We start from the raw sequence: 17,295 nt of genomic DNA, 5'->3' as shown, positions 1-17,295 counted from the left end.
GGCAACATTGAATGCATCTAATTTCTATCAATTCGGTAGATTTGGCGCCGGTTCAACGGAGGCAGAAATGACCAAACCTCATTTCAGGAAACTGCTCGGCGCACTGGTCGCCACATCTGTCCAGTTCGGCACGCTCGGTTTCGCGTTTGCCGACACCACCATCCTCAACGTGTCCTACGATCCGACGCGCGAGCTCTACAAGGCCTATGACGAAGCCTTCGCGGCGCATTGGAAGGCCGAGACCGGCGAGACGGTCACCATCCAGCAATCGCATGGCGGATCGGGTGCCCAGGCCCGCGCCGTGATCGACGGCCTCGACGCCGATGTGGTGACGCTGGCGCTCGAAGGCGACATCAACGCCATCGTCTCCAAGTCGAAGAAGATCAATCCCGACTGGCGCACCAAATTCGAAAACAATTCAGCGCCTTACACCTCGACCATCATCTTCCTTGTCCGCAAGGGAAATCCCAAGGGCATCCATGACTGGAACGACCTGGTAAAGGACGGCACCCAGGTGATCACGCCCAATCCCAAGACCTCCGGCGGCGCGCGCTGGAACTATCTCGCCGCCTGGGCCTACGCCAACGCCAACGACGGCGGTGACGAGGCCAAGACCAAGGAATTCGTCGGCAAGCTCTATGCCAATGCCCCGGTGCTCGACACCGGTGCCCGCGGCTCGACCGTGACCTTCGCGCAAAAGGGCATCGGCGACGTGCTGATTGGCTGGGAGAACGATGCCTATCTGGCGCTCGACGAATTCGGCGCGGACAATTTCGACATCGTCTATCCCCCGACTTCGATCCTGGCCGAGCCGCCGGTGGCGGTGGTGGACGCCAATGTCGACGCCAAGGGCACGCGCAAGGTCGCCGAAGCCTATCTGGGCTGGCTCTATTCCAAGGAAGGCCAGACAATCATCGCCAAGAACCACTATCGTCCGGCCAAGCCCGAACTTGTGGCTCCGGCTGATCTTCCCAAGACACCCGACATCAAGCTGATCTCCATCGACGATCCGCTTTTTGGCGGCTGGAAGAAAGCACAGCCTTATCATTTCGGCGACGGTGGTATATTCGACCAGATCTACAAGCCGGCCCAGTGAGCTAGATCTAGATCAGGACGATATGACCACAGCACCCGCGCAGGCGGGGTGGCGGTTCAGACAGCCGAGTGTCATTCCGGGTTTCGGACTGACGCTCGGCTTCTCGCTTGCCTACCTCACCCTCATCATCCTCATCCCGCTATCCGGGCTGCTCTGGCGCTCGATCGCCCTTGGCTGGCCTGAATTCTGGGCCATCGCCACCGATCGCCGCACCATCAAGGCGCTGGAAATCAGCTTCGGCACCGCCTTCATCGCGGCCGCCGTCAACGTCGTCTTCGGCACGCTGGTCGCCTGGGTGCTGGTGCGCTACCGCTTTCCCGGCCGCCGCATCGTCGATGCCATGGTCGACCTGCCCTTCGCGCTGCCGACGGCGGTGGCCGGCATCGCGCTGACCACGCTCTACGCGCCGAACGGCTGGATCGGCAAATTGCTGATGCCGCTCGGCATCAAGGTCGCCTATACGCCGCTCGGCATCGTCATCGCGTTGGTCTTCATCGGCCTGCCCTTCGTCGTGCGCACCGTGCAGCCGATCATGGAGGAGATCGACAAGGAGGTTGAGGAAGCTGCCGCCACGCTTGGCGCCAGCCGCTTCCAGATCATCACCCGCATCCTGTTTCCAGGGCTGGCGCCGGCCATCGTCACCGGCTTTTCGCTGGCCTTCGCCCGCGGCGTCGGCGAATACGGCTCGGTCATCTTCATCGCCGGCAACCTGCCTTACAAATCCGAGATCGCGCCGCTGCTCATCGTCATCCGGCTGGAGGAATACAACTATCCGGCTGCGACCGCGATCGCGGCGATCATGCTCGCTCTGTCGTTCGTCATGCTGCTGGTCGTCAATCTCGCGCAGACATGGAGCCGCAAGCGCTATGGCTGATCCCGAGATCAAATCCTACGAGCCGCATCACGAGAGCCAGTCGGCGGCCGTCACGGAAAGCCGCCCGGCGCGCGTGGCGCTGATGACCGTTGCCTTCACCTTCCTCGGCATCTTCCTGCTGCTGCCGCTGATCATCGTCTTCAACGAGGCACTGGCGAAAGGCGTCGGCGCCTATACGCAATCGCTGAGCGATCCCGACGCACGCTCGGCGATCCGGCTGACGCTGCTTGTCGCAGCGATCTCGGTGCCCCTCAACATCGTCTTCGGCATCTCCGCAGCCTGGGCGATCGCCAAGTTCGAGTTCAAGGGTAAGGCCTTCCTGACCACGCTGATCGACCTGCCCTTCTCGGTCTCGCCAGTCATTTCAGGTCTGGTCTATGTGCTTTTGTTCGGCGCCCAGGGGCTGCTCGGCGGCTGGCTGAAGGCGCATGGCATCGTCATCCTGTTTGCGGTGCCGGGCATCGTGCTGGCCACCGTCTTCGTGACCTTTCCCTTCGTCGCCCGCGAACTGATCCCGCTGATGCAGGAACAGGGCAATGGCGACGAGGAGGCAGCCCTGTCGCTCGGCGCCAATGGCTGGCAGACCTTCTGGTACGTGACCTTGCCCAACGTCAAATGGGGGCTGCTCTATGGCGTGCTTCTGTGCAATGCACGTGCCATGGGCGAGTTCGGCGCCGTGTCGGTGGTGTCGGGCCACATACGCGGCCTGACCAACACCATGCCGCTGCATGTCGAAATCCTTTATAACGAGTACAACGCCGTCGGCGCCTTTGCCGTCGCTTCATTGCTTGCGGGCCTGGCGCTCGTCACGCTGGTCTTGAAAACACTTCTCGAGATGCGCTACGGCGCCGAGATCGCCGCGACGCGCGGACACTGATAGAGGGGTTTGCATGGAAGTTCGCGTTGCCAACGTGCGCAAGGAGTTTGACCGGTTTCCGGCGCTTCACGACGTGTCGCTCGACATCAAGTCGGGTGAGCTGATCGCGCTTCTGGGGCCGTCCGGTTCCGGCAAGACGACGCTGCTCAGGCTGATTGCGGGGCTGGAGCGGCCGACGCGAGGAAAAATCTTCTTCGGCGACGAGGACGCCTCGCAGAGGTCGATTCAGGAGCGCAATGTCGGCTTCGTCTTCCAGCATTATGCGCTGTTCCGGCACATGACGGTGGCCGACAACATCGGCTTCGGCCTCAAGGTCCGGCACGGGCCGTCGCGACCGCCGGCGCAGGAGATCCGCCGCCGCGCTTCCGAACTGCTCGACCTCGTCCAGCTTTCAGGGCTGGAAAAGCGTTATCCGGCTCAGCTCTCCGGTGGCCAGCGCCAGCGCGTGGCGCTGGCGCGCGCCATGGCGATCGAACCCAAGGTGCTGCTGCTCGACGAGCCGTTCGGCGCGCTCGACGCACAGGTGCGCCGGGAGTTGCGCCGCTGGCTGCGCGAAATCCATGACGCCACCGGCCACACCACCGTCTTCGTCACCCATGACCAGGAAGAGGCGCTGGAGCTTGCCGACCGCGTCGTGGTGATGAGCCAGGGCCGCATCGAGCAGGTTGGCACCGCCGACGACATCTACGACACGCCGAACTCGCCCTTCGTCTATGGCTTTATCGGTGAATCGAGCTCGCTTCCCGTCAAGGTCGAGAATGGCGAGATCTGGCTTGCCGACCGCCCGATCGGACTTGCCGCGCCACACGAGCCCTCGGGCGACGCGACGCTGTTCTTCCGCCCGCACGATGTCGAGCTGCTCGACGGCTGCAGCGGCTGCATCGCCGGCACGGTCGCGGCCAGTCGCCGCGTCGCCGGCACGCGGCGAGTGGAACTCGAGATCGGCGGCGAGCGCCAGCGGGTCGAAATCGAACTGCCGGTCGATCACCCCGCGGCGCAGAAAAGTCGGGTGGCCTTCCGCCCCGGTCGCTGGAAGCTCTTCCCGACCGCTTGATCCAATCCGCCTGCCCATCGTTCGGGAAGGATTGTGCGCGCACGCAGCGTCGTTGTGCCGGCTGGGGCATCGAAAATATCCATGCCAGAAAAGAGATCCTAACAGCCGGCCGTTTTGGCGATATCTTTTCTCGTGGCTAGGGCACGGGCCGCTGCGCGTGCCTCGTCCCGTACCCTGCGCCACGGCTATGGTTCGACCATAAACACATTGCATCGGAGCCCGTTTCATGAAGCGATTTTTCCTTGGCGTCGCCGCCATAGCCGGCCTGTTCCTCGCATCCTCCCAAGCCTGGTCGGCCGACAAACTGCTCAACGCATCCTACGATGTCGGCCGCGAACTGTTCGTCCAGGTCAACAAGGCCTTCATCGCAGGGCATCCAGGCGTCACCGTCGACCAGTCGCATGCCGGCACCTCGGCGCAGGCGCGCGCCATCGCCGAAGGGCTCGGCGCCGATGTCGTCACCTTCAACCAGGTCACCGACATCGATTTCCTGGTCAAGAAGGGCCTCGTTTCGGCTGACTGGCAGAAGGATTTTCCCGACAACGCCTCGCCCTTCTATTCGCTGCCGTCCTTCCTCGTGCGCGCCGGCAACCCCAAGCACATCAAGGACTGGAACGACCTCGTGCGCGACGACGTCCAGGTGATCTTCCCCAACCCGAAAACCTCGGGCAATGCGCGCTACACATATCTGGCGGCCACCGCCTACGCCAAGGAAGCCTTCAAGGGCGACGACGCCAAGGTGAAGGAATTCATCACCAAGCTGTTCAACAACGTTCCGATCTTCGACACAGGCGGCCGCGCCGCGACCACCACCTTCGTGCAGCGCGAGATCGGCGACGTGCTGATCACCTTCGAGTCCGAGACGCGCGGCATCCGCAAGGAATATGGCGACGACAAGTTCGAGCAGGTCACGCCCTCGGTTAGCCTGCTGGCCGAATTCCCGGTAGCGATCGTCGACAAGGTGGCCGACGAGCATGGCACCCGCGATCTGGCCAAGACCTATCTCGACTTCCTCTACACGCCGGAAGGCCAGGACATCCTCGCGCAGAACGGCAACCGGGTCCGCGACGCGACCGTCGCCGCCAGATACAAGGCCGACTTCCCCGATGTCCGCCTGCTGACGGTGGACGACGTCTTCGGCGGCTGGGACAAGGTGCAGAAGGAGCATTTCGCCGCCGGCGGCCTGCTCGACCAGACCTACGGCAGCCGCTGACGGGGCAGCATCCGAGGTGAACGCGAAAGCCGGCGCTGTGCCGGCTTTTTTCGTTTCGTGCGCCGGCAATCCGGTATTCAGCGGACCAAAGCATGATCCCGAACAGCGGAATCCGGTTTTCGCCAGAATCATGTTCGAGCCGAGAAGCAGAGTTCCATCCCGATTCTATCGGGTGGAACATGCTCTATCGGCTTCATCATGCAAAACGTTACAAAGAATCAACGCGTTTGTGCCTAACGTGCCATCTGGCGGCTTGTTTTCGCGAAACGTCATCGCGCGGCGAAAACGTCATTATTTGCACACAAACAGTCGCCAGATGCGGGTGGTTGGGGCTTCAATGGGTTGATCTGGGCATGCTGACTAAAAAAGGCAAATACGGCCTCAAGGCCCTTGTGCATCTGTCCGGCCTGCCGGCTGGCCAACTGGCCTTTGTCAACGACATCGCGGTCGCCAACAACATCCCGAAGAAGTTCCTCGATGCCATCCTGGGCGAGTTGCGCAACGCCGGCTTCGTCCAGAGCCGCAAGGGCAAGGAAGGCGGCTATCGCCTTGCCCGGCCGGCCTCCGAAATCAAGATCGGCCATGTCGTGCGCGTGCTTGACGGACCGCTGGCGCCGATCCCCTGCGCCAGCCGCACACAGTATCAGCGCTGCGAGGACTGCGACGAGGCGACCTGCCAGGTCCGGCACATGATGTTGGAAGTACGCCAGGCGATTGCCGAAGTGCTGGACAATCGCAGCCTCGCCGCCATGCGCGACGCCGACAATGATGATTTTCCGGTCGAACTGACGTCGCAGATTTAGCGCATCTGACGAACCGCGGCAGCGACAAGTTCGCCGACCGGGCGCATCGCGTCGAGCGTCAATGCCCGCTCATCCGCCGCCGGTGGCTCGAGGATGGCGAACTGGCTGTCGACCAGGCTTGCCGGCATGAAATGACCCTTGCGGCCGGCGACGCGTCGCCTCGCCGTGGCAGCGTCGATCTCCAGGTAGAGGAAGACGATCTCCGGGCAGAAGCCGCTCAGCCGCTCGCGATAGCTGCGCTTCAACGCCGAGCAGGCGGCAACCACGCCTTCGCCCTGCCCGACCGACGCCACGATGCGCTCGCCGATCGCGTCGAGCCAGCCTTCACGGAGTTGATCGGTGAGCGGCTCGCCGCTTGCCATGCGCGCAACGTTTTCGGGCGGATGCAACCTGTCGCCCTCGATGAAGATGGCGCCCAGCACGGCGGCCAGCGCGGTGCCGACGGCCGACTTGCCGCAGCCGGCGACACCCATCACCACAATGGCCGGCACCGAACCGGGAGCGCCCGTTGGCGCCTGTTCTGTCTTTTCGTCCACTGTCAGCGGCTTGCCGGCGCGCGGCCGTAGAGCAACAGCATGGCAACGATGACGATGCCATAGATGATCTGCCGCCCCGCCTCCGGCATCTGCATGACCGACAGGATGGATTGCAGCAGCGTGATCAGGATGACGCCTGCAACGGTGCCGAGATAGGAACCGCGCCCGCCCAGGATCGAGGTACCGCCAAGCACCACTGCCGCGATTGACGGCAACAGGTAGGCGTCGCCCATCGATTGCGCCGCCTTCGAAGCATAGCCGGCCAGAAGCACGCCGCCGAAGGCCGAAAGCCCGCCGGAGACGGCGAAGGCGATCATCACCACGCGTCGCGTGTCGATACCCGAAAGATAGGCGGCGCGCTCGCGGTTGCCGATGCCGTAGACGGCGCGGCCGAAGCTGGTGCGGGTCAGTACGAACACCATCGCCGCGCCGATCAGCGCCCAGATGATGACCGCGTTGGGCACGCCCGGAATGGCAAAACCAGTCGCCAGGTAGCGCATCGCGCCAGTCGCCGAATCCTGTGGCGAGAAACCGCCGGTGTAGACCACCATCAGCCCCTGCGCGACGGCGTTGGTGGCCAGCGTGATGATCATCGAGGGGATGCGCAGATAGGCGACGCCGATGCCGTTGACAACGCCGATCAGCATGCCGCAGACGATGCCGAATGGGATGGCCACCGCCACGCCGACCGGACCATAGGCGGCTGCCGCACTGGCCATCATGGCGCCCATTGCGACCGACCATGGCACCGACAGGTCGATCTGGCCAAGCAGGATGACCAGCATCATGCCGGTGGCGATGACGCCGAGGAATGACGCCACCTTGAGCTGCTGCAGAAGGTATTCAGGTGACAGGAAGCTTCTGGAATAGAGGCTGCCGAGGAACAGCAGCAGCACGATGCAGGCAAAGGCCGTCAGCACCGCCGGATCGGCGCGCCGGATGAATCTGGGCATGCGGCCGGCAATGCCGCCAAGCGTCGTTTCGCTCACAGGAACCACTCCAGCCGGTTGCGGACCCGAAACAGGGCGAAGGCGCCGAGGCTGACCGCGATCAGCAGGATAACGCCCTGGAACAGCGGTTGCCAGAGCGGATCGAAATCGAAGACGAAGAGCAGGTCACCGATGGTGCGGAACGCCAGCGCGCCGAAGATCGCGCCGATGGCGCTGCCCTTGCCACCGAACAGCGAGACACCACCGAGCACGACGGCGGCGATCGAGAACAGCGTATAGGCGTTGCCGCTGGCATAGGCTGCGTCGCCGGTATAGGTGAAGAAGGTCAGGAATAGCCCGCCGACTGCGGCAAGCAGCCCGGCCAGTGCGTAGGCGGCGAATTTGCCACGGCGGATCGGCACGCCGGACATGTAGGCGGCCGTCTCCGACGAGCCGGCTGCGTAAGCCGCACGACCGAGCACCGAGCGGCTGAAAGGCACCCAGACAAACAACACCACGGCCAACAGCACGACCAAGCTTGCCGGCACCACGCCGAACAGTCGTCCGGTCAAAGCGTCGGCGAGGTCCTCATTGACCGAGCCGCCGGGAAAAGGTCGCAGCAGCAGGGCAATGCCGAAGTAGACGGCGCCGGTGGCGATGGTGGCGACAATAGGCTGCAGCCTTCCATAGATGACGATGGCGCCGTTGATCGCCCCGCACAGCAGCCCGGTGCCGAGCACCGCGAGGACGCCGAAGGCGGTTTCGATGCCAGTGCCGATGACCAGCCAGGACGCCAGGCAATTGGTCAGGGTGAAAATCATGCCCACGGACAGGTCGATGCCGGCGGTGATCACCACCAGCGTCTGGGCCATGGCGACGAAGGCGAGCAGCACGCCCTTGTTCGCTGCCGTCTGCACGACATTGGCGGTGAAGCCGGCCGGGTGGTTCGAGGTGTAAATGACGAACATGACGATGAAGATGCCGAGCGCCAGCAGCGTCCCGCGCTGCTCGGCCAGCCAGTAGCGCCAATCCTTCACGCGTTTGCTCCCAGGCTCACGGGGCTCTCCTCGCCATGGATGTTGAGCGCGCTGGCGATCAGCGCCCGCTCGGTGATCTCGGCGCCGATCAACTCGCGCTTGACCGCCCCATCATAGAGCACCAGCACGCGGTCACAGCAGCCGATCAGCTCGTCATAGTCGGTCGAATAGAACAGGATCGCAGCACCGGCATCGGCGAGCTTGCGCATCAACTGGTAGAGCTCCTGCTTGGTGCCGACATCGATGCCGCGCGTCGGATCGTTGAGCAGGATGATGCGCGGCTGGCGCATCAGCCATTTGGCGATGACCACTTTCTGCTGGTTGCCGCCCGACAGCGCGCCGACCGGAATGTCGAGCCCCGCGGTCTTGATCGCCAGCAGGCCGACCATGTCGTCGATCAGCCGCTGCTCGGCGGCACGGTCGATGATGCCGGCTTTGGACAGCCGGTCGAGCGCGGCGAAGGACAGGTTTTCGCGAACCGTCATCGGCAACATCAGCCCTTCGGTCTTGCGGTCTTCGGGAATGAGCGCCATGCCGATACCGTCTTCACGTGCGGCGGCGGGGCTGGCGATGGCAACGGGCTTGCCGTCGATGAGGATCTGGCCCGACAGGCCGCGCAACACCCCGAAGAAGGCAAGCAGCAGTTCGCGTTGGCCCTGACCGTCGAGGCCGCCAAGACCGAGGACCTCGCCTGCCCCAACAGTCAGCGAGACATTGTCCAACCGGTCGGTCCATGAAAGCTTGCGTGCCTCCAACACCGGAACGGCGGCAGCCGAAGCGCGTGGCGGCTTCGGCGGAAAGATGTGGCTGTATTCTCGCCCGATCATCAGTTCGACGACTTCATTGTCGCTCTTTGTGCCCGCCGCGTAACTGGCGACATTGCGACCGTTGCGAAACACCGTGCATTGGTCGGCCAGTTCGGCGATCTCGTTCATGCGATGCGAGATATAGAGCAGCGCCAGCCCTTCCGAGCGCAGTCGCTTCAGCACGCCGAAAATCTTGGCGACATCCGTCGCGGTCAGCGCCGAGGTCGCCTCGTCGAGGATCAGGATGCGCGGCTTGCGTGCCAGCGCCTTGGCGATCTCGACCATCTGGCGGCGCGACAGCGGCAGGTCCTTGACCAGCGCCAGCGGGTGGATATCTGCTGCGCCCGCGCGCGCCAACGCTTCCTCCGCAATCCGGCGTTGTGCCTTGCGGTCGATCATGCCGAACCGCGTCGGCGGGTCTGAGATAACAATGTTGTCGGCAACGCTGAGTTCAGGAACCAGCGACAGTTCCTGGAAGATGCAGACGATGCCGGCCTGGTTGGCGGCAGCCGGCGAAGCGAACGTCACCTCGCGGCCATCTAACGTCATGCGCCCTTCGTCGGGCGCAACGACACCGGCCATCACCTTGATCAGCGTCGATTTGCCGGCACCGTTTTCGCCGAGGATGCCGTGAATGCTGCCGGATGAGACCGAAAGCTCGGCCTTTTCCAGCGCCCGCACACCACCATAGCGCTTGGATATGCCTTCCATCCGGAAGAGCGGAATCGCACCGTCCATCGGGCCTCCCGAGGCTCTTTGACGACTAGGGATATCGAGTGGTCGGCGCCGCGGAATATCCCGCGGCGCCTGGGTGCAGCTACTGGTCGGCCTTGGTCTGGCCCATGATTTCCTGCGCGGTGAAATTGATACCGCAGGTCGGGAAGGAATTGCCGACGAAGAAATTGTCGGACTGATCAGGGAAGAAATCCTGACCTGCCTTGAAGTTCGGATCCTCGACGATCGCAAGCGGCAGCTTGACCGACTGCGGGACGACATTGCCTTCAAGGGCTGCGATCGCCGTCTTGATGGCAACCGCCACCTGGGCGGGGCCGGTACCGGCTGACGAGCATTTCAATCCGTCCGCCGCATGGGCCGCGCAGAATTTGCGGAAGCCGTTCTCTGTTTCGCCGCCGAACGGCACGAACGGATGCTTGGCGTCGATCATCGCCTGCACGATGCCGGTGTCGCCACCCTGGCCGGTGATGCCGACGAACGGACCATTGGTGGCGATCGCGTCAGCCGTGACTTTCTGTGCCGTCGGATCGTCCCACTTGCCGGCGACTTCGGTGACGTCCCATTTCTTGCCCGAAGCGTCGAGAACCTCATGGATGCCATTATGGCGATCGGTGTCGACCGACGTGCCGGCAACGCCGCGGACTTCAAGAATCTTGCCGCCTTCGGGTATATGGCCGGTCAGCCATTTGCCCCAAAGTTCGCCAAGGCCCTTCTGATCGACATTGACGTTGATGGCATCCTTGGTATCGAGAATGTTGTCGAAGGCGACCAGCACCACGCCGGCTTCCTTGGCGCGCTTGATGACCGGCGCGAAAGCGGTCGGGTTCTGCGCGTTGACAACAATGGCGTCATAGCCGGAATCGATGAAGTTGTTGATCGCCGAGATCTGCGCCGGCACATCCTCGCCGGTCGACACCACCTTGAATTCCTTCAGCTTGGCGGCGACGTCCTTCTGCGCTGCGTAAGCCTTGGCGGTCTGGATCATCTGGATGCGCCAGGTGTTGGCGATATAGCCATTGGCGAGCGCGATCCGGTATGGGCCATCTTTTTTGGGAAACTTGAAGAACTGCGTATCCGCGGCCCAGGGCGCGAAGCAGTCCGGTTCGGCGGCTGGTCCCTTCACGACTTCGGGGCCGGCGGCCATTGCGGCCGAGTTGAGCATGACAAATGCAGTGGCGGCAACGATGCCACCCACGAGTGACTTGATCATCGATATTCCTCCCAGTTGCAGTTTTGATTGTTGTTGGCTGCCATGCACTTCACGCGTCCGGCCAGACACCTCCTGTCTTGCCTCTCGCGCTTTCTTAAGTCGCCAATGTCGACCCGATTCCCTCCTTTGCCACCTCCAAATCGGAAACAAAAACTATCATATTATACATAATAAACAAGCATCAGCTGTCGCTTATATATAATAAACAGGACTTGGCCTTTGCCGTAAATTTCCATTTTGGGGAATTGGTAGCGCTACCATGACGTTGTGTAAACCGGCATTCACACAGTCGCTTCTGTGTGTTTCAACGGGCAGTGCTCTCGCGGCGCTTGAGTTCGAAGCCGAGATCGACGATCCGTTGTTCCGGCCTGTTACCGGCGATCGCCGCCAGCGCCATGGCGACCGCACGTCGGCCAATCTCATAGCGGTGGGTGCGGATGCTGGTGATCGAAGGAAACGCCACCTGCATCATGTCGAGATCGTTGAAGCCGACGATGCCTATCGTCTTCGGCACCGCGATCGAGGCGCGATGGCACTCGAACAACACGCCGAGCGCGATGTCGTCATTGTTGCAGAACACACCGTCGAGCGTCGGTACCTTGGCCAGCGCGTCGCGGAGCATTTCGCGCCCGAGCGGCACGCTCGACAGCACTGGCGTGGTGGTGACGAGGCGTGGGTCGAACAGCCCGGCGGCCTCCATCGCCGCGCGATAGCCGGCCAGGCGCCGCTGCGAGCGCGGATCCATGCGCGCGCCGATGAAGCCGATGCGGCGGTAGCCTGTCTCGATCAGATGCTCGGTCGCCGTCCTGCCGCCGTCGAAATGCGAGAAGCCGACCATCATGTCGACAGGATCAGGCCCGGTTTCCATGACCTGCACCACCGGGCAGCCGGCGCTCTCCAGCAGTTTTCGCGAGGTCGGTGTCTGGTCGATGCCGGCGACGATCAGCGCTGCCGGCCGCTGCGAACCGAAGACCTGCAGCAGCCGCTCTTCTTCGAGGCCGGAATAATGGGTGTTGCCAAGCTGGATACGGAACGGGCTGGCCGACAGGCTGTCATAGATGCCGCGCACCACCTCGGCAAAGACGTTGTTGGTGAGCGACGGCACCAGCACGCCGAACACCTCGGCGCGCGCCGAAGCCAGTGCCCGCGCATTCGGGTCCGGCACATAACCAAGTTCGTCGACCGCGGCCTGAATCTGGCGGCGCAATTCCTCCGAGACGCGCACCGGCTCGCGCAGGGCGCGCGACACGGTGATGGCGCCGACACCGGCCTTGCGCGCGACATCGGCAATGGTCGGGCGGCCACCGCCCCGGCGCGAGCGCGGCTTGATCAAGGACCCGCTCCCTCGGAAGAGCACCCACCAAAGCGCGCGGATACGATCGTCCTTGCTGTCGTCATCTCACCCGGCTTGCCTTGCCGCACCCACTCGTGTTCTGGCGTCGCGCAGCCTTTCGCCCTTGTCAAGCAACTCGAAGTAGCTCAGCCCGTTCAAGCCATCGCCACGGCACGTTGCCTTGCCTTCCAAAACAACAGACCGATCGCCAGTATGTTCAGCAGATTCCAGGCGATTCCGTTGAGGAATGCCGCGGCGTAGGAGCCGGTCAGATCGTAGATCCAACCCGACATCCAGCCACCGATCGCCATGCCGAAGATCGTCGCCATCATGACGATGCCGATGCGCTGGCCGGCCTCTTTGGCCGGCATGTATTCGCGCACGATGATCGCGTAGCAAGGCACGATGCCGCCTTGCGACAGGCCGAACACCAGCGACACGACATAAAGCGAGGCAAGTCCGTCGAAGGGAATGTAGAACAGCAGTGATAGGCATTGCAGCACCGAGCCTATGAGCAGCGTCTTCACGCCACCGATGCGGTCGGCGAGAAACCCGGAGGCCAGCCGGCTGACGACGCCCGCCGCCATCATGATCGACAGCATGTCGGCGCCGTGCGCCATGCCGTAGCCGAGGTCCATGCAATAGGCGACGATATGCACCTGCGGCATCGACATCGCCACGCAGCAGCCGAGGCCGGCGACGACCAGAAGCACCTGCAAGGCCGCCGGCGACAGCGAGATCGGCTGCACCGGCCGGCTTCCCGGCGAACCAGCTGCGGCAGTCTCCGGAGCACCGCGCCGCAGCAACAGCACCAGCGGCACCATGGTCACCAGGCAGAAGACGCCGATCGCGGCATAGGTGAAGCGCCAGCCTTCAGCCTTCATCAGCGTCGGCATGATGGTTGGCCAGATCGCTCCGGCAAGGTAGTTGCCGGCGGCCGCCGCGGTCACCGCGACACCGCGCCGGCGGTTGAACCAGTGCGAGATATCGGCGATCAGCGGTCCGAAGATCACCGACGTGCCGACACCGATAGAAAGCCCTTGAGCTATGGTGAATTGCAGGATGGAGGTCGACAGCGCCGCGAGCAGGAGGCCGGCGGCGAGCGCAATCGAGGAGAGCAGCGCGGGGATCCAGTAGCCCATGCGGTCGATGGCGCGGCCGACCAGCACGTTGCCGGCGGCGAAACCGACCATGGTCGCGGTGTAAGGCATGGACGCCGCGGCGCGATCAACGCCGAACTCGGCCTGCACAGCGGGCAGCACCACGACGACAGCCCACATGCCGACGCCGCCGATCGTCGCCAGCAGCATCGAAATCGCGAGCCGCATCCAGGCATAGCTGCTGTCGATCCCGGGGCTCGGCCGGCTCAAGTCGGTTCGGGTCAAGGCGTTTCCTGTCGGCGGTCTCGAAAATCGGCTGCCGTTTGCGCCACTATCGGCACATTCGCAACGCGCAGCAGCGCCACGGCAGGCAAATCCGTCGCACCAGACAAGACCAATGGGGAACCGATGCCAAGGTGTGGAGTTTCCCGGCAAGCCACCCTGCAAAGGAGTCCTGCCATGACCGCGAAGAAGAAATGGTCGGCCGAGGTGACCGAGCACAGCGACGCTATGGATCTCGAGGACCACGTCTTCGAATCCGATGACGCCAGGAAAATCGCCGCCTCCCTCAAGCGATCCGCCGAACACAGCCTCCGGCGCAAGGCCGAGCCGTTCCAGTCCGCCATGTCGATGCTGAACTTCTACATCAACCGCGCCGGCAAGAATCTGCCCGCTTCGCGCAGACAAGTGCTTGAGAACGCCAAGGACGAGCTTCGAGCCGCCTTCGGGCGGGAGAAAGAGGATTAGCCGCGACCCATTAGGCTCCTAGCGCGAACGGATGACGCCGTCGGTGTTGGCCAACAACTTGCGCACCGCGTTGCGCGCCGCATCCGGTCGCTGCAGGCGATGTTCCTCTCGATCGCCTCGTGCAGCTTCTGTGCGTGCTGCAAATCATCCAGCTCCCGTGTCGTATAGGCGAACAGGTGGTCGAACGCGGATTCGATGAGCACGCCGAGTGGCACCAAAAGGTCGTTGCCGGATGCCCGCAGGATCGCCAGGTGGAAACGCGTATCGGCACGCGTGCGCTCCTGCAGGCTCGTCGCCTCGCCCATCTCGCGGCAGGCCTGGCTGATCTCGGCCATCTGCTCATCGGTCCGCCGCATGGCGGCAAAGGCGGTCGCTTCCGGCTCGATGATGTGGCGGAACTCCTGCACGGTCTTCAGGAACACCTCGCGATCCGGGGACGTCGCGTACCAGGCGAGCACGTCGCGATCGAGCAGGTTCCAGCGTTCCTTCGGCTCGACCCAGCTGCCGATCTTGGGGCGCGACGCCAACAGGCTCTTGGCCATCAGCATCTTGATCGCTTCGCGCACCGCCGAGCGGCTGACGCTGAAGGTCTCCGACCATTTCGCTTCATTGGGCAGGATGGTGCCGGGCGGGTAGTCGCCGCGCACGATCCTAAGGCCAATCTCGCTGGCCAGCGAAGCATGGACGCTCGAGCCGGGGATGCGCGCCGCGTCTGGTCGGCGAACGCCCGCCGGGCGCTCGCCGGAGGCCGCTTTCGCTGGCGATTTTTCCTTGTTCGGCTTCGCGTCCCGCATAGGCTCCAGAAAGGCCGGATTGCAGGGGCTGTCAAGCGCGGCAAGCGGCTCAGGCGGCAAAGCCGGCCGCTGTGCACAGATCAGCCCGATTGCTCCGACGGATCAGGCCTGCTTGACGTATTTGCGCCAGCTGTGCTCCGGGCGGAAGCCGAGAATATCCCGCGCCTTGCGGTTCGACAGCAGCGTCTCGTATTCGCCGAGGTCGGCCTTGACCGGTACGCTGGGATAGAACCGCTTCAGGAGTTCGGCGGTCGGCAGGTCGGATGAGGTATCGTCATTGGCGGCGTTGAACACCTGATAGCCGAGCCCGTCCTTCTCGATGGCACGCAGGGTGATCTGGCCAAGGTCGCGCGCGTCGACATAGCTCCAGGCGATGCGCTTGCGGAACCCCGGCTCGGCGAACCATTTCGGAAACAGCGAATATTCATGTGGCTCGATGACGTTGCCTATGCGCAGCGCATAGATGTCGATGCCGCTGCGCAGCGCAAAGGCGCGCGCCGTCTTCTCGTTGACGACCTTGGACAGCGCGTAGCTGTCCATCGGATCGACGTCATAATCCTCGTCGAGCGGGAAATACTGGGGATCACGCGGCTCGTTGGCGAACACCAGCCCATAGGTGGTTTCGCTTGAGGCAATCACCACCTTGCGGATGCCGAGCTTCACCGCCGCCTCGATGACATTGTAGGTGCCGAGCGCATTGATGCGGAACACCTCGTTGTCGGTGGTGATCATGATGCGCGGGATGGCGGCGAAATGCACCACCGCATCGACCGGTTGGGCGCGTAGAGACGGGTCGAATTCGTGCAATCCCATATAACTCGACAGCGCGTTGAACACCTGTCCGCTGTCGGTGATGTCGGTGATCAGCGTGCGCACTTTGGGATTGTCGAGCGGCTTTGTGTCGATGTTGAGCACCTGGCAGCCCTGCTCCACCAGATACTGCACGACATGGCGTCCGGCCTTGCCGCTGCCGCCGGTGAACATGATCCGCTTCGTCATTTTGCTCTCCACATCCGCTGGGATTTATGTGTATTGTCAGACAAAATCGCAATCCGCAACCACCCTCGCCTGCAAAACGGCAGCGCTGATCATCAATCATTGCAACAGGACTTGAAGACATGAACACGACTGCCGCGAGCGAAAAGATCGGCTTCATCGGCCTTGGCCTGATGGGGCACGGGATCGCTAAGAACATCGTCGACAAGGGCTACAGCCTGACCTTTCTCGGCCGCAAGAACCGCAAGCCGGCGGAGGACCTGCTTGGCCGCGGTGCCGCGGAAGTATCGACCTCGCGCGATGTCGGGGCGGCATCGGACATCGTCTTCATCTGCGTCACCGGATCGCGCGAAGTCGAGGCTATCATTCGCGGCCCCGGCGGCCTCAAGGAGGGCTTGAAAAAGGGCGCGGTCGTCGTCGACTGCTCGACCTCCGATCCGGTCTCGACCATTGCACTGGCGGCTGAACTCAAGGCGCTCGGCATCGACTACGTCGACGCGCCGCTGAGCCGCACGCCGAAGGAAGCCTGGGAAGGCACGCTCGACGCCATGGTCGGCGCGCCGGACGCCGTCTTCGCCCGGCTGAAGCCGGTGCTGGAAACCTGGGCCGGCCGCATCGTTCATATCGGCGACACTGGTGACGGCCACCGCATGAAACTGCTCAACAATTTCATCTCGCTCGGCTATGCCGCGATCTATTCCGAGGCGCTGGCGCTGGCGCAGAAGGTCGGCATCTCGCCGCCGCGCTTCGACAGCGTCATCCGCAACGGCCGCATGGATTGCGGCTTCTACCAGACCTTCATGCGCTGGACGCTGGAGGGCGACCGCGACGCCCACAAATTCTCCATCGCCAACGCCTTCAAGGACCTGACCTATCTGGAATCGATGGCCGGCGCGGCCGGCATCGCCAACCCGCTCGGCAACGCCACCAAGAACTCTTTCGCCGGCGCCTTCGCCACCGGCCCCGCCGAGCAATTCGTGCCGATGCTGGCAACCCATATCGGCAAGGTCAACGGCGTCGACCTGATGCCGACCAAGGATGGCAAGAAACAGACGATTTGAGGTGAGAACCGGTCCGCGCAACTGACGAAAAGCCAATTGCTTGGCTTTTCGAGTTTCGAACGGTGAAGGCCGGGTCCGCTTCCGGGCGGAAAAA

16 protein-coding genes and 1 pseudogene are annotated in these 17,295 nt (G+C 63.2%); 8 read left to right on the top strand and 9 right to left on the bottom strand.

The window, feature by feature from the left end; all coding sequences use genetic code 11:
* Positions 1-67 precede the first annotated feature (67 nt).
* From AC1DYW_RS16535 to AC1DYW_RS16510, 6 genes are all read left to right on the top strand, one after another.
* Positions 68-1,096, top strand: coding sequence for a sulfate ABC transporter substrate-binding protein (locus AC1DYW_RS16535; RefSeq protein WP_477226931.1), 1,029 nt, complete (start codon positions 68-70; stop codon positions 1,094-1,096).
* Positions 1,097-1,118: 22 nt separating this feature from the next.
* Positions 1,119-1,970, top strand: coding sequence for a sulfate ABC transporter permease subunit CysT (gene cysT / locus AC1DYW_RS16530; protein WP_477226930.1), 852 nt, complete (start codon positions 1,119-1,121; stop codon positions 1,968-1,970).
* On the top strand, positions 1,963-2,847 hold the full coding sequence (gene cysW / locus AC1DYW_RS16525; RefSeq protein WP_095091461.1) for a sulfate ABC transporter permease subunit CysW: 885 nt from the start codon (positions 1,963-1,965) through the stop codon (positions 2,845-2,847). The genes cysT and cysW overlap by 8 nt, the downstream gene beginning before the upstream one ends.
* A 13-nt stretch (positions 2,848-2,860) precedes the next feature.
* On the top strand, positions 2,861-3,901 hold the full coding sequence (locus AC1DYW_RS16520; protein ID WP_095091460.1) for a sulfate/molybdate ABC transporter ATP-binding protein: 1,041 nt from the start codon (positions 2,861-2,863) through the stop codon (positions 3,899-3,901).
* A 226-nt stretch (positions 3,902-4,127) separates the two neighbouring features.
* Entirely contained in the window at positions 4,128-5,114 is a 987-nt protein-coding gene (locus AC1DYW_RS16515; protein ID WP_457152513.1) for a sulfate ABC transporter substrate-binding protein, read from the top strand.
* 353 nt (positions 5,115-5,467) lie between these two features.
* Complete coding sequence (locus tag AC1DYW_RS16510; RefSeq protein ID WP_013530871.1) at positions 5,468-5,917, top strand: RrF2 family transcriptional regulator; 450 nt, start codon at positions 5,468-5,470, stop codon at positions 5,915-5,917.
* Here the strand turns inward: AC1DYW_RS16510 and AC1DYW_RS16505 are convergent.
* From AC1DYW_RS16505 to AC1DYW_RS16475, 7 genes are all read right to left on the bottom strand, one after another.
* Positions 5,914-6,453, bottom strand: coding sequence for a gluconokinase (locus AC1DYW_RS16505; protein WP_477226929.1), 540 nt, complete (start codon positions 6,451-6,453; stop codon positions 5,914-5,916). The genes AC1DYW_RS16510 and AC1DYW_RS16505 overlap by 4 nt on opposite strands.
* Before the next feature lie 2 nt (positions 6,454-6,455).
* The gene (locus tag AC1DYW_RS16500; protein ID WP_457152511.1) at positions 6,456-7,442 is read right to left on the bottom strand and encodes an ABC transporter permease; all 987 of its coding nucleotides are present in this window, start codon (positions 7,440-7,442) and stop codon (positions 6,456-6,458) included.
* Positions 7,439-8,419, bottom strand: coding sequence for an ABC transporter permease (locus tag AC1DYW_RS16495; protein WP_457152510.1), 981 nt, complete (start codon positions 8,417-8,419; stop codon positions 7,439-7,441). The genes AC1DYW_RS16500 and AC1DYW_RS16495 overlap by 4 nt, the downstream gene beginning before the upstream one ends.
* Entirely contained in the window at positions 8,416-9,963 is a 1,548-nt protein-coding gene (locus tag AC1DYW_RS16490) for a sugar ABC transporter ATP-binding protein (RefSeq protein ID WP_477226928.1), read from the bottom strand. The genes AC1DYW_RS16495 and AC1DYW_RS16490 overlap by 4 nt, the downstream gene beginning before the upstream one ends.
* A gap of 79 nt (positions 9,964-10,042) precedes the next feature.
* Complete coding sequence (locus AC1DYW_RS16485; RefSeq protein WP_095091454.1) at positions 10,043-11,170, bottom strand: sugar ABC transporter substrate-binding protein; 1,128 nt, start codon at positions 11,168-11,170, stop codon at positions 10,043-10,045.
* Positions 11,171-11,474: 304 nt separating this feature from the next.
* Entirely contained in the window at positions 11,475-12,503 is a 1,029-nt protein-coding gene (gene gntR / locus AC1DYW_RS16480; protein ID WP_457154921.1) for an HTH-type transcriptional regulator GntR, read from the bottom strand.
* 155 nt (positions 12,504-12,658) lie between these two features.
* Entirely contained in the window at positions 12,659-13,888 is a 1,230-nt protein-coding gene (locus tag AC1DYW_RS16475) for an MFS transporter (protein WP_477226927.1), read from the bottom strand.
* 174 nt (positions 13,889-14,062) lie between these two features.
* Here AC1DYW_RS16475 and AC1DYW_RS16470 point away from each other — a divergent pair, with 174 nt between their 5' ends.
* Positions 14,063-14,350: a DUF3175 domain-containing protein gene (locus AC1DYW_RS16470; RefSeq protein WP_457154684.1), complete on the top strand. Its 288-nt coding sequence runs from the start codon at positions 14,063-14,065 to the stop codon at positions 14,348-14,350.
* A gap of 18 nt (positions 14,351-14,368) precedes the next feature.
* On the opposite strand, the pseudogene AC1DYW_RS16465 reads toward AC1DYW_RS16470, so the two are convergent.
* Both AC1DYW_RS16465 and AC1DYW_RS16460 read right to left on the bottom strand, forming a co-directional pair.
* A pseudogene (locus AC1DYW_RS16465) lies at positions 14,369-15,144 on the bottom strand (FadR/GntR family transcriptional regulator).
* Between the two features lie 102 nt (positions 15,145-15,246).
* Positions 15,247-16,143, bottom strand: coding sequence for an NAD-dependent epimerase/dehydratase family protein (locus tag AC1DYW_RS16460; RefSeq protein WP_457154686.1), 897 nt, complete (start codon positions 16,141-16,143; stop codon positions 15,247-15,249).
* A gap of 119 nt (positions 16,144-16,262) precedes the next feature.
* Between AC1DYW_RS16460 and AC1DYW_RS16455 the strand changes: the two genes are divergently transcribed.
* The gene (locus AC1DYW_RS16455; RefSeq protein ID WP_457154687.1) at positions 16,263-17,201 is read left to right on the top strand and encodes an NAD(P)-dependent oxidoreductase; all 939 of its coding nucleotides are present in this window, start codon (positions 16,263-16,265) and stop codon (positions 17,199-17,201) included.
* Positions 17,202-17,295: the final 94 nt, after the last annotated feature.

This window comes from Mesorhizobium sp. P2_D5, from assembly GCF_056404355.1.
This window is presented reverse-complemented; position numbering and strand designations above follow the sequence as displayed.